The organism is Aequorivita capsosiphonis DSM 23843 (assembly GCF_000429125.1).
Lineage (GTDB): Bacteria > Bacteroidota > Bacteroidia > Flavobacteriales > Flavobacteriaceae > Aequorivita > Aequorivita capsosiphonis.
This window is the reverse complement of record NZ_AUBG01000014.1, coordinates 1-13861: the sequence shown is the minus strand read 5'-3', so window position 1 is coordinate 13861 and position 13861 is coordinate 1. Positions and strand designations below refer to the sequence as shown.

The 13861-nt window shown below is 36.5% G+C and carries 10 protein-coding genes; 9 read left to right on the top strand and 1 reads right to left on the bottom strand.

The features are described 5' to 3' along the window. Positions 1-102 precede the first annotated feature (102 nt). From G440_RS19945 to G440_RS0112330, 3 genes are all read left to right on the top strand, one after another. Positions 103-603 carry a c-type cytochrome gene (locus tag G440_RS19945; protein WP_051285356.1) on the top strand — a complete coding sequence of 167 codons (501 nt, stop codon included), beginning with the start codon at positions 103-105 and terminating at the stop codon, positions 601-603. A gap of 238 nt (positions 604-841) precedes the next feature. Beyond that, entirely contained in the window at positions 842-1432 is a 591-nt protein-coding gene (locus G440_RS0112335; protein WP_034259493.1) for a methyltransferase domain-containing protein, read from the top strand. A 342-nt stretch (positions 1433-1774) separates the two neighbouring features. Next, a complete protein-coding gene (locus G440_RS0112330) occupies positions 1775-2227 on the top strand; it encodes a methyltransferase family protein (RefSeq protein ID WP_084426757.1) in 453 nt (150 codons plus the stop codon). A 91-nt stretch (positions 2228-2318) separates the two neighbouring features. On the opposite strand, the gene upp is transcribed toward G440_RS0112330, so the two are convergent. Continuing rightward, on the bottom strand, positions 2319-2975 hold the full coding sequence (gene upp, locus G440_RS0112325; protein ID WP_026451584.1) for a uracil phosphoribosyltransferase: 657 nt from the start codon (positions 2973-2975) through the stop codon (positions 2319-2321). Between the two features lie 162 nt (positions 2976-3137). Between upp and G440_RS0112320 the strand changes: the two genes are divergently transcribed. The 6 genes from G440_RS0112320 to G440_RS0112290 all read left to right on the top strand — a co-directional run bounded on the left by G440_RS0112320 (position 3138) and on the right by G440_RS0112290 (position 13618). Continuing rightward, positions 3138-3536, top strand: a complete 399-nt coding sequence (locus G440_RS0112320) for a hypothetical protein (RefSeq protein WP_026451583.1) — start codon at positions 3138-3140, stop codon at positions 3534-3536. Between the two features lie 155 nt (positions 3537-3691). Further along, complete coding sequence (locus G440_RS0112315; RefSeq protein ID WP_026451582.1) at positions 3692-8023, top strand: CusA/CzcA family heavy metal efflux RND transporter; 4332 nt, start codon at positions 3692-3694, stop codon at positions 8021-8023. A 10-nt stretch (positions 8024-8033) separates the two neighbouring features. Next, entirely contained in the window at positions 8034-9200 is a 1167-nt protein-coding gene (locus G440_RS0112310; protein ID WP_034259491.1) for an efflux RND transporter periplasmic adaptor subunit, read from the top strand. Between the two features lie 548 nt (positions 9201-9748). After that, entirely contained in the window at positions 9749-10327 is a 579-nt protein-coding gene (locus G440_RS0112300) for a cytochrome b/b6 domain-containing protein (RefSeq protein ID WP_026451580.1), read from the top strand. Between the two features lie 239 nt (positions 10328-10566). After that, entirely contained in the window at positions 10567-11826 is a 1260-nt protein-coding gene (locus G440_RS0112295; RefSeq protein ID WP_034259489.1) for a DNA methyltransferase, read from the top strand. A gap of 10 nt (positions 11827-11836) precedes the next feature. Next, on the top strand, positions 11837-13618 hold the full coding sequence (locus G440_RS0112290) for a DGQHR domain-containing protein (RefSeq protein ID WP_026451578.1): 1782 nt from the start codon (positions 11837-11839) through the stop codon (positions 13616-13618). Positions 13619-13861: the final 243 nt, after the last annotated feature.

Below are 13861 nucleotides of genomic sequence, written 5' to 3'. Positions count from 1 at the left end.
TTAAATTGAACATTTAAAATGCTTTCGAAATGTAACCTTTGTTACTGCCACAAAAGTTATTTAAATTTATTTTTGAAGTGTTCCCGCCTAAATATTTAAATTATGAAGATATTTCTTACGTTATTTTCTGTACTTCTATTAGCTTCCTGTAACAACAACAACAACAACAACAATGGCAAGGACTATTTGGCCATGGCCGACAGTAGTGACTATGCTGAAATGGAAGTCTTTCAGGAACATCCGGGAAAGCTATTGATGGAAAACAACTGTTACGCGTGTCATAGCCCAAAAGCCGCTGAAGATAATATGGCAGCTCCGCCAATGGTGGCTATAAAAATGCACTATATTTCAGAAGATACTTCAAAAGAAGATTTTGTCAATGATATGGTGGCATGGTCTAAAAGCCCTTCCGAAGAAAAATCGAAAATGCCAGGAGCTATTAAGAAATTTGGATTAATGCCGTATCAATTCTACCCAGAGTCAAGCATCCGAAAGATTGCCGATTATATGTTCGATACTAAAATTGAAGAACCTGTTTGGTTTGAGGAACACTATAACAAAATGCACGGGAAGAAATTGGATACCAATGATAAAAAGAGCTAAAGAAAATGAATTGCACGGAATTTGAGATATTTAATTTTTCAGTAGTCAGTAGTCAGTAGTCAGTAGTCAGTAGTCAGTAGTCAGTAGTCAGTAGTCAGTAGTCAGTAGTTGAGAGAGAGTGGTTTATTTTTTTAGGGACAAGAGACAAAGAGCATAGAAACAAGAAAGTTATTGCTTTTAACCTGCATCCTGCAACTTGAAACCTGAAACCTGAAACCCTTGTTAGAACCCTTTGAAAATGAATAACTTGAAATTAGACGAAAGCTTTTGGAGCAAGAAATATACTGCTGGTGATATGGGTTGGGATATTGGCTATGTTTCCATTCCTTTAAAAGAGTATATCGATCAACTCACCAACAAAGAATTAAAGATTCTAATTCCTGGAGGTGGTAATTCCTATGAAGCCGAATATCTGTTTAACAGAGGATTTACGAATGTCTCCGTCGTTGATATTTCCAGTATTCCACTTGAAAACTTATTAAAACGAATTCCTTCTTTTCCCAAGGAAAATCTGTTGCATCGCGACTTTTACGATTTAGAAGAAACCTATGATCTTATTTTAGAACAGACTTTTTTCTGTGCCCAGGATCCTAAATTTCGAAAAGATTACGCTTCAAAAATGCACGAAATATTAAAGCCTAATGGTAAATTGGTGGGCTTACTTTTTAATATTCCTCTAAATAATGACAAACCACCTTTTGGCGGTAATGAACAGGAATACCGCTCTCTTTTTGAAGAAAGTTTTATAATCGAGAAAATGGAAACGGCCTATAATTCCATTCCGTCGAGGGCGGGTAATGAGCTTTTTATAATAATGGGCCTTCGATAAATTTTGAAAGCCTTAGAAGATTAATTAGTGTTTTTTATTATTTAAAGTGCTTTCAAAATACTCAGGCACCTTTGATTTTTCGTTTAAAAGAAATAGGAACCAGGGCGGAAAGTGAAAGCGAAGTTAATTCATTAGTCTAGCCTTTTGGAATTTGGAATTTTGATATTATTTAGAGTGATTTAATTACACTTAATTTTCAAGGTGGCTGAGTGATTTTATGGTTACCAAGTTTTAACGAGAACACAGAATTTGTCTTCCATAAAATTGTATCGAAGCCTTGCGAGAGGAAATAAGTGGCAGTAGGCAGTGGCAGTATCAGTAAATAATTAATAGAATTCAAAATTGAAAATACCATTTAAAGATATAGTATTCGTTTTACTTCAATTCCTGCTATTTATAGCATTTACATTTGATATTGAATCTATGACAATCCTTTTTCCACCTATTCTATTTTGGTTTGGCGTGGGGATTTTTGTTTTAGGATTTGTAATAACCGTTGTTGCGGTATTGCAGCTCAACGTCAATTTATCGCCATTCCCGAGTCCGTTGCCGGGAGCGAAACTTATTGAAACAGGGGTTTATAAATTTGTGCGCCATCCCATTTATACGGGACTTATTTTAGCTTTTTTTGGATATTCGATTATCAGTGATTCTGGATATAGATTGCTTATTACTACTTTACTTTTTCTTTTGTTTTACTTCAAAACCCGTTATGAGGAAAAACAACTCATTGAAAAATTTCCAAACTATTCAGAATACAAAAAAAGATCAGGAAGATTTTTTCCTTGGGTTTAATAAGGAGAACCACAGAGGCACGGAGGACACGGAGATTTTTATTTAAGGTATTAATTGACTCAAGTTAGCGTCTAGAAACTACCGTCTACAATCAATCAAGTCTCGGCCCATAACAAAGATCCCCTGCATCGCCAAGTCCGGGAACAATATAGCCTCGTTCATTAAGGGCATCATCAACAGCGGCAATCCACAAATGGGTGTTTTTAGGGTAGATAATATCGGCGAGATCGATTCCGGGTTTGGCGCCGAGTATGGAGATTATATGGATTTGTTTTGGTGTTCCGTGACTTTCAAAGGCTTTAAGAACATTTTCGAGTGTTTTTCCTGTTGCCAGCATAGGGTCGGCAAGAATCAAGGTCTTTCCTTCAAGAGAAGGGGAGGCCAGATATTTTATATGTACTTCAAATTCATCCCCACCATCTGGATGGTATCTGTAAGCAGAGATAAAAGCATTTTCAACGCCGTCAAAATAATTTAAAATTCCTTGGTGCAACGGAATTCCTGCGCGAAGAATGGAACATAAAACAATGTCGGAATTGGGAACGTTGACAGTTTTTTCACCTAAAGGAGTCTGTACTGTTTTCGAGCTGTATTCCAAGGTTTTGCTCATTTCGTAGCTCAAAATTTCCCCAATGCGCTCAATATTTCTTCTGAAACGCATACGGTCTTTCTGGATTGATACGTCCCGAACTTCCAAAATGTATTTGTTGATAAGGGAATTCTCTTTGCTGAAGTCGTGTATAGTCATAATTGGAAGGAATTGCTACGAAGTTAAAATTAATTGATGACGAATGCTATACTTGAGTCGATATTTTTTCCGATTTGGAAACTGTGGAACTCGAAAATTAAGATACTAAGCTGTCACAAGTCATATACAATTCCAAAAATATTGTATATTTTTGGGGTCTAAGTGAAAACTCTAGTTGCCATATCGCTTTCCCTTCTCGTCTTTGTTCAAAGCGTGGGTCTTAGTATGTCTGATGTTTTTATGCTTAACGATTTGGTAGAGCACGCAAAATTTCATTCTGAAGAATTTGGTGATGATTTTTTTACCTTTTTTGAAAAGCACTACGGCGATCTAAAAACGGAGCATCAAAAAAGCCATCAAGATGAAAAATCGCAACACGAGAATCTCCCATTTCAGCATAATCACTGTAATCATCTATTGGCCGAAGTAATAGTAATGGGATACGAATTTCCGTTTGAAAAATCGGTGGTTACTTATACTGCCAATCCACATTTTTACTATCAGGATCTTTATTACTTCCTGGAAAGAGCTTCTATCTTTCAACCCCCTAAAATTGCATAATTAAATAGCAGTATTGTTTAGAATTCAGTTTCTAAGCTACATCTGTAGTCGTTTTTCATTGTCTGAATTTCTGGACAGTTTGAAACCTATAATCCTAGTTTAATTTTTCAACATTCCCCTTTTTTATGTTGAAATTCTAAGGTCATCATTTAATTATGTTATCAAAAATCATTCATTTCAGTATTAAAAATAAACTGATTGTTGGGCTGTTCACTTTGGCGCTCATTGTTTTCGGGATATTTTCACTTACCCGAATTTCCATCGGGGCAGTGCCCGATATTACCAACAATCAAGTTCAGGTTATTACCACCTCGCGAAATCTTTCCACCGAGGATATGGAAAAATTCATCACCTATCCCGTAGAACTGGAGATGGCGAATTTACCGGGCGTTCTGGAGATCCGTTCCACTTCAAAATTTGGACTTTCAGTGGTTACCATCGTTTTTGAAGAGAATATGGGAATGTATTTGCCGCGGCAGCTTATCGCCGAAAAAATACAATCTGCAGCCGAGAATATCCCAGAGGGATTTGGCACGCCACAGATGGGCCCGATTACCACAGGTCTGGGAGAAATCTATCAATATATTCTGGACGTTGAGCCTGAACATAAGGATAAGTATAGCCTCACCGACCTTAGGACCATCCAAGATTGGATTATTAAAAGACAACTCTCAGGAATTCCTGGAGTCGTGGAAGTCAACACTTGGGGTGGAAATCTAAAACAATATGAGGTCGCCATAAACACGAATAAGCTCAATGCGATGGGCATTACCGCGGGCGAAATCTATACCGCTTTAGAAAAAAACAACAGTATTTCAGGCGGTGGGTATATTGAAAGAAGCAACCAAGCTTATTTTATTCGCGGGGAAGGCTTGGTCACTTCTCTTGAGGATATTGGAAATATCGCTGTTAAAACCCAAGATGGATTTCCCATATATATAAAGGACGTTGCAAAAGTGCAATTTGGAAGCGCGATGCGTTTTGGTGCTATTACGGGGAATGGCGAAGGCGAAAAAGTAATGGGCCAGATAATGATGATCAAAGGCGGTCATTCTGATAAGGTGATCGACGCCGTACATAAAAGGGTGGCAGAGGTTTCGAAATCCCTGCCCGAAGGTGTTTATATCAACCCAATTGTAGATAGAAGTGAATTGATAGAGAGAACCACGCACACAATTGCCGAAAACCTAATCCTGGGAATATTGATCGTGATTTTTGTGGTGGTTCTTTTGTTGGGGAATTTAAGATCAGGCTTGGTTGTGGCATCGGTTATTCCGCTGTCGCTGCTGTTTACCCTCTCAATGATGTATCTGTTTAAGTTAGATGCCAACCTGATGAGTTTAGGGGCAATTGACTTCGGAATTATTGTAGATGGAGCCGTTATTATAGTTGAATTTGTAGCCTTTCAGATCAACAGAAACGTACTAAAACTAAAGGCACTTCCCCCCGCGGAGAGAAGGATTGCCCAAGAAAGTATTGCTGAAAAAGGGAGCTCTAAAATGATGAATGCCGCCATTTTTGGGCAGTTGATCATTTTAATCGTCTTTATCCCTATTCTTTCCTTGAGCGGTGTAGAAGGAAAAATGTTCCGACCTATGGCGCTGACTTTCAGCTTTGCGATGCTGGGAACAATGTTGTTGTGCTTCACTTATGTGCCAGTAGCGGCAGCTATGTTTCTAAAACCTACGGAAGTATCGCCGAAAAATATTTCGGTTCGGATAATGAACTTTCTCAATCGGGTTTACGATCCTATTATTCGTTGGGCCTTGGGCGCTAAGCGATTAGTAATAGGCATTGCTGTTTTAATGTTAATCATTACCGGATTTGTTTTTTCCACGATGGGAAGCGAGTTTATTCCCACTTTGGACGAAGGGGATTTTGTGATTCAACCCGTATTAAAAACGGGAACTTCCCTGAGCAATACTATCGAAATAACCACCCAGATAGAAAAAATACTGGTTGATAACTTTCCAGAGGTAGATCAGGCAGTAACCCGCTTAGGAGCGGCGGAAGTCCCTACGGATCCGATGTCTATGGAGCAAACGGATGTAATGGTTACGCTAAAGCCTAAAAGCGAATGGGTTTCTGCCAAGAGCAAAAATGAACTGGCAGATAAATTTAAGGAGGCTTTATCCGTAATTCCAGGTATGGAAGTGGAGTTTAGTCAGCCTATTGAAATGCGTTTTAATGAACTTATTACAGGGGTTCGCGCCGATATTGCCATCAAGATTTTTGGAGAGGATTTGGATATACTCGATAAAAAAGCTCGCGAGATTAAGGAGTTGATTGAAGGTATAGATGGCGCTGATGATATTACCGTGGAAAAAGTAGTCGGTTTGCCAGAGATGAATGTCAAATTCGATAGAGCAAAAATTGCACGCTATGGACTTAATATAGAGGATTTAAACCAAACCATTGCGATGGGGTTTGCGGGTAGAGCTGCAGGTAGTGTTTTTGAAGGCGAAAAGCGCTTTGATCTGGTGCTGCGATTTGACGAAGATCATAGAAATGATATCTCCCATTTGCAAAACTTATATGTGGACACTCCTTCTGGAAATAAAATTCCTTTAAGTGAACTGGCCGAAATTAAATATTCAAAAGGTGCCGCACAGATTTCCAGAGACGATACAAAACGTAGAATTGTGGTGGGCGTCAACGTGCGAAACCGCGATTTACAAAGCGTTGTAGACGATGTGCAAACTGTGATAGACGAAAACGTAAAACTTCCCGTAGGCTATACAATTGATTATGGCGGACAATTTGAAAACCTGGAAAGCGCGAAAAAACGATTGCTCATAGCCGTGCCAATCGCCTTGTTGTTAATTTTTGTGATGCTGTATTTCGGGCTGCGCTCCGTTAAGGAAGCCCTGCTGATTTATTCGGCCATTCCGTTATCTGCGGTGGGTGGCGTGTTGTTATTGTGGATAAGAGATATGCCATTGAGTATTTCGGCGGGCGTTGGGTTTATCGCGCTCTTTGGAGTGTCAGTATTAAACGGAATTATCTTGATAGAGCACTTTAAGGAACTTAAAAAAGAAGGGATGAAAGACACGAACAAAATGATTATTCAAGGTTCTAAGGATAGATTGCGGGCAGTATTGCTCACAGCTGCTTCTACTGCGCTGGGCTTTTTGCCAATGGCGATTTCCACTGGAGCGGGAGCCGAAGTGCAACGACCTTTATCAACCGTAGTAATCGGTGGGATGGCGAGCGCATTTATATTGACCTTGATCGTTTTGCCAGTGTTGTATTCGATTTTTGATTCTGATAAAAAGAAAAAATCACCTAGAAAACTTGGGAAGGCTTTGCCAATTACCTTTCTCTTACTACTTCTTGGAGTGACGGGGTTTGCTCAGCAAAATCCTAAAACCTTGCGGGATTTACAACAAATGGCTTTGGAAAACAACGCCGGACTAAAAGCTTCAGAACTACAAAAGGACGAGGCGAAAGCCTTAATAGGAAGCGCTTTCAATTTCGAAAAAACAAAGGTGTATTATGAGTTTGACGAAAATAATATGGGGCCAAACAATATGCCACTAAACATTTTTGGGGTAGAGCAAAGCATCCTGTTTCCCACGGTTTATTTTGCTGAAAAAGCTGTAAACCAACGTCAATATGAAATGCAAAGCAGTCAGTTTGAAGTAGAACAACGAAAAACGCAAGGTTTGGTGGAAGCGGCCTATTATCAATTTCTATTTGAGAAAAATCAGGAGCGTGTTTATAAAAGTCTGGACAGTTTATATCAGAATTTTGCCCACGCCGCCGAGCGCCGGTTTGAACTTGGGGAAACCAATTATTTGGAAAAAATAACCGCCCGTGCTAAACAACGACAATTGGAAACCGATTATAGGCAGATCAAAGAAGATGTGCAGATTGCGATGGAACGATTAAAAACGGTGGTTCAGTCTGAAGATAGTTTGTTGGTTTCAGAACAGGCATTGGAAAAACTGCAACTTTCGCTGCTTGGTTTGGAAGACCATCCAGCCATAGATTATTATGATAACAGGAATGAATTTTTTGAGGCAAAACGCAGTCTTGAAAAGCAAAACCTGCTCCCAGATATCAGTTTTTCTTATTCCTTGGGTAGTAATTCAGGCTTGAGTCAGAATTTATACGCGTATCAGATCGGACTTAAAATCCCCTTGTTTTTTAGTGGTAACGCTTCAAAAATAAAGGCTTCGAAAATCGCAGCGGACGTCAGCCAAAGGCAAGCCGAAGATTATGAGGTTCACCTAAATTCCAGAAGAGCGCAGTTGCTCAATGAGGTTTCAAAATATGAAGAAGCCCTTAAATATTATGAAACGGAGGGGAAATCACTTTCCGAAGAAATTTTAAAAACGGCGAATATCAGTTTTAAAAACGGCGAGATAGATTTCTTTCAATATATCCAAAGCCTTGAAAACGCTTATGAAATTGAACTGCAGTATCTCGAAAACCTAAACAATTACAACCAAGCGGTAATCGCTATCAACTATTTAACGCTTTAAAATATTAATTATGAACTATATAAAATCATTGTTGTTGCTTTTGGCCCTTGTTTTAACGGCCTGCAACAATTCAGAAAAGGAAGGAGATACGGCGGAAATAACCGCAGGAGAATCTCACGACGACATCATCCATCTTTCCCGAGCGCAATTTGAAAATGCTGCGATGGAGATAGGCAAACTCGCAGAAAAACCTTTTGCCGAAACGGTACAAACCAGCGGAATTATTGACGTGCCGCCACATAGTCGTGCGGTGATAAGTGCTTTTTCCGGTGGATATATAAAAAACACGCCTTTGTTGATTGGCGATAAAGTCAAGAAAGGGCAACGTTTGGTAACGCTGGAAAACCCTGAGTTTATCGCGATGCAACAAAGTTATTTAGAAACCGTGGCGCAACTTTCCTACCTTAATTCGGAATACGAACGGCAGCAGATAATGATGGACGAAAAAATCACTTCGCAAAAAAGTTTTCTAAAAGCAGAAAGCGAATATAAAACGGCTTTGGCGCGGAGCAATAGCTTAAAAAAGAACCTTGAAATGCTCAACATAAACCCAGCTTCCGTTGCTGCTGGAAATATTGTTTCACAAGTGAATATTTACAGTCCCATTGACGGGAATGTAACGCAGGTATTTGTAAACACGGGCACCTATGTTTCGCCAGCTGATAAGATTATGGAAATTATGAATACAGATCATATTCACTTGGAGTTAAAGGTTTTTGAAAAGGATTTACTCCAACTTAAAAAGGATCAGGAAATACTGTTTACAGTACCCGAAGCGTCCAAAGAAACTTTTAAAGGCAAGGTGCATTTGGTGGGCACTTCCATTGATCCAAACAAAAGAAATGCAATGATTCACGGGCATATAGGCGAAAAAGATGAGCAAAACTTCACCGCTGGAATGTTTGTGGAAGCGGGAATTGTAACGGGCACTTCAGAGCATATGGCACTTCCCGAAGACGCGGTAGTGGAAAATGAAGGCAAAAACTTTGTGCTTTTAATTGAAAATGAAACCGATGACGAATTTGAAATCCATCCGGTAGCAGTAAAAATCGGCACCACTTACAATGGGTTTACAGCCATTGAAAACGCTTCTCAATTTAAAGCAAACGACCGCTTTTTAACCAAAGGTGGTTTTGTTTTGTTGCAAGAAGAAGGAGGCGGGGGGCATAGTCATTGATTCAGATGAGTCTAGACGTTGTGAACTAGGATGGAATGGAACGACGAATGACGAGCGACGAACGACGAAAAATTGAAATTCGAAAGTTGAAATTTGAAATACGAAAGGTGAAGTACGAGCGACGAATGTCGGTTTGAACCACGACTGAAGGGAAGGGAACGATGAATGACGAACGACGAAAAATTAAAATGCGAAAGTTGAAATACGAAATACGAAAGTTGAAGTAGGAGCGACGAATGACGGTTTGAACCACGACCGAAGGGAATCACGACTGAAGGGAAGGGAACGACGAACGACGAAAAATTGAAATGCGAAAGTTGAAATACGAAATACGAAAGTTGAAGTACGAGCGACGAATGATGGTTTGAACCACGACTGAAGCGAATCACGACATAGAAGGGAAACCGAAACCAAAGTCCATTAACTGCTCTACACTTTTTGAATTTTGTTTTTTGAATTTGTTATTTGGTATTTGGTATTTGGAATTTGCTTTTTGCAATTCCTCCCTTTCTTGAATATTAATAAAAAATAACAATAAATAATAATAGATGAAAACAACAACCTATTCCAGAATTTACCGAATCATCCATTGGGCAGTGGCGATTACTTTTCTGCTTCTGTTGGTCACCATCTTTTTGCGGTTGACTTGGATGAACAAAAACAATATGGCAGATATCATTGGGGCGTATCTCAGTGGTACTGATCAATCCCTTTCGCGTGAGCAGCTTATCGTCTTAGCAAAACAGATTAGAAAGCCTATGTGGGACTGGCATATTTATTTAGGCTACGTTTTAACGGGATTATTTAGCATCCGCTTTATACTTCCCTTGTTTGGGGAGATGAATTTTCAAAGTCCCTTTACCACTGGTTTGACAACAAAACAAAAGATGCAAAAATGGACTTATCTTATTTTTTATGTCTGTGTTATAATATCCTTAATAACCGGTATTTTGATTGAATGGGGTCCAAAAGATTGGAAAAAACCCTTGGAAGAAGTACACGTGCTGGGAATTTATTATTTGGTGGCATTTATTGTAGTCCATATATCAGGGATCATAATCGCGGAACTCACGGACCAGAAAGGAATTGTTTCAAGGATAATAAATGGAGGAAAGAGGATGAAGTGAAAATTGTGAGACTTCTTAGGGTTTTATTAGCTCTTCTTTAAAAAACTCTAAAAATTTTACCTCAATTGTGGTATTCCGTAAACTTGCATTGCGAATTTCTGTTATATTTGGCTTGATTAACATTTTAAGAGGATATATTAGGAATATATACGTCATTCTTATGTTGTATATACGTCGATGGTTTATATATAAATGTTAGGCAAAATTTGAAAAAAATAAAGCATATATATTATATAAAATTGAAAACTAAGAAAAAATTGTTAAACGTAATCTATAACCAAGACGCTAGAAATATTTTGGAATCCATTGGGTCTAAGACAAAGGTTACTACAACTATTACATCTCCACCATACTATGATATGAAAGACTATGATTCTGACAATCAAGTAGGCTACGGACAAACTTATGAAGATTACTTGAAAGATTTAAAATCGATTTTTGCAGGTGTATTTGAAATCACAGAAGAGAACGGTACTTTATGGATAATAATCGATACGTTTAAACGAAATAATCAAGTAATCACACTACCATTTGATCTCTCTGACAAATTAAAAGAAGTTGGTTGGCTTTTACAAGATGTTATTATTTGGAAGAAAGATAAAACAGTTCCTTGGTCCACTAATGGCTTTATGCAACGAAAATTTGAATACATCTTATTCTTCTCGAAAAGCATAAATTACAAATCCAATAAGGATAGCGTTCGAGTTTATGATACTTCACAACTAAAGAAATGGTGGATAAAATATCCCGAAAGATATAATCCAAAAGGGAAGGCTTTAGATGAAGTCTGGGAATTTCCTATTCCAACTCAAGGTTCTTGGGGAGACGAATATATCAGACATTTTTGTCCGTTACCCCAAGATATGGTAGCAACAATGATTCAAATAAGCACCGATGAGAATGATAATATTCTTGATCCTTTTGCGGGTAGTGGAACAGTTCTATCACAATCTGCCTATATGAACAGAAATTATATTGGATTTGAATTAAATGAAAAATACATTTCAATGTTCGAAGAATATTTAGAAAAAACATTTTCTAAATATCGAAAAGAGTATGATCAATTTTCTCAGAATAAAGATCAAGGAGATTTCGAAAAACGTATTCTTAATTTAAGGTCCTTGAAATTTGCACGTGTTCTAGGTAATAATATTGAGAAGAATATCGACTTTGATAATTTTAAAATATTTGTTGTTCCAAAAGAAGCTAGTAAGATAAAAAACAAACTACTTCGAGTGGAATATCAAATTATTGGACAAATTGATGAAACTATCTTTTTAAATGAAGCAAAAAAGTTAATTAACAAAGCACCTTTATCGAAATTTGGTATTGAGCCAATATTCAAATTTGTAATTTCTAAAAAATTCAATAATAAAGATCATTTTGGTTACACAAAAACTAATACGTATTCATATGTAAAAAACGCTGATCTTAATTCGCCTAAAATAAAAGTCATAAGCAAGATTTGTGTTGACTTAAATGAAAATGATTACTTATAAACTTTCACTTATGGCTAAAGGTAAAACTAAAAAAAAAGTAACTAGGAAAAAACTTTCTCCACAAGAAAAGGCTGTAAGAAAGGAAAAAAGGGATCAAAGAAATGAAGTCTCAACCATCCTGAAAAATATTGGTTTTCAAAGATTGCCATATATTGATGGAAAGCATTTTGAGTATGATAATCGGAAAACAGAAATGGATGACATTTTCATAAGTGAAAATGTTATTCTGCTAGTAGAATATACAATAGGCGACCCTAAAGATCATTTATTCTCAAAAAAGATATTCTATGATAAAGTCAATCAGGATAAGCGAACTTTTATAGATTTTTTATTAAATGAAGAAAAACTAAAAAGTTTCAAAAAGTTCTACGAAGAAAATATTAACGGTAATTATTCAAAAAATGAATTGAGATTAAAAATTCTTTATTGTTCCAAAAAAAGCGTTTCAGAAGAACATAAAAATGTAATAGTTGATGTGATATTTTTCGATTACCACATTGTACAGTACTTTAAAAGTCTAACTAAAGTAATCAAAAAATCAAGTAAATATGAATTTCTAGAATTTATAAACATTCCAGTTGAAGATTACGGCTTAAATATTAAAAATTCATCATTAGGATCCTCTAATAAATTTTCAGGACACATACTTCCAGAAGAAAAAAGCTCTTTTGATGAAGGTTATAAAATAGTATCATTTTATATAGATGCCGATTCTTTACTTAAAAGATCATATGTTTTAAGACAAAACGGCTGGCGAGATATTGAAAATATTGGTCACTATCAGCGTATGTTTGAAGCTAAGAAAATATCCAGTATGAGAAGATATTTAACTGAAAAGAATAGAGTTTTTATAAATAATATAATTTCTACAATATCAATTGATAAAATCAAACTCTACGACAAAGAAGACAATCTTCTTTCAGTAAATGAAAATGGTCAATTTATAGGGAAAAATGCAACAGAAGTGACTCCGGCCTTAATCGAAATTAATGACGAATGTAATATTATTGGTTTGATTGATGGACAACACAGAACTTATGCCTATCACGAAGGAGACGATCAATATGAGACTAAGATATCTAAAATGCGAACTATTCAAAATTTGTTAGTCACAGGAATACTTTTCCCTAAGGTTGAAAGTAAGCAAGCAAGATTAAAATTTGAAGCCAATTTATTCTTAGAAATTAATTCTAATCAAACCAATGTAAAATCTCAACTAAAACAAGAAATAGAATTGATGATTAGTCCATTTTCATCCGTTGCAATTGGCAAAAGAATATTGACAGGTTTAAATAAAAGTGGTCCGCTAGTAAATTTAATAGAACAATATTGGTACGAAAAGGGAAAAATTAAAACCGCTTCAATCGTTAGTTTTGGATTAAGACCTTTGATAAAAATTGAAGATATAAAGGCTAAAGATAGTATTTACTTTATTTGGAACCATCCCGATAAACAGAAATTAAAACAAAAAGATAATAATCAATTTGATTTACTTGATGATTACATAATGTTCTCAGTAGAAAAAATTAGAGATTTATTAATAGCATTAAAAGGGAATTTGGATACTGATCAATGGAAAACTTATAGTCCAGGAAATCCAAAAGGTTTACTAACTGTAACTTTTATAAATGGCGTATTGAATATTTTGAGATTGCTAATAGAAAATAATAAAGTTTCTACAGTTGAAAATTACAAATTAAAGCTAAAGAACATTAACAAATTTGAATTTAAAAAATATAAATCTAGCCAATATCGAAAAATGGGAGAAGCCATTTATAAGGAATATTTCTGATAAAAAACTTTGCCTAACACGAGTATAAACGCAATAGCGGAGTTAGGGCTTAATTAAAAATAAATTTATAAAACAAAGTTCAGCCATAAAATTAAAAATCAGTACGTTAATCCCGCTACTACGCTTATACCAAACGTTACCAGTAAGCAAGGTACGGTAAAGGGACATCCTTTACAAAGTTAAAGGGACATAGTTTACACTTTTAAGATTCATAAATTGCTTGAAAAAGTATTTTATCATGGT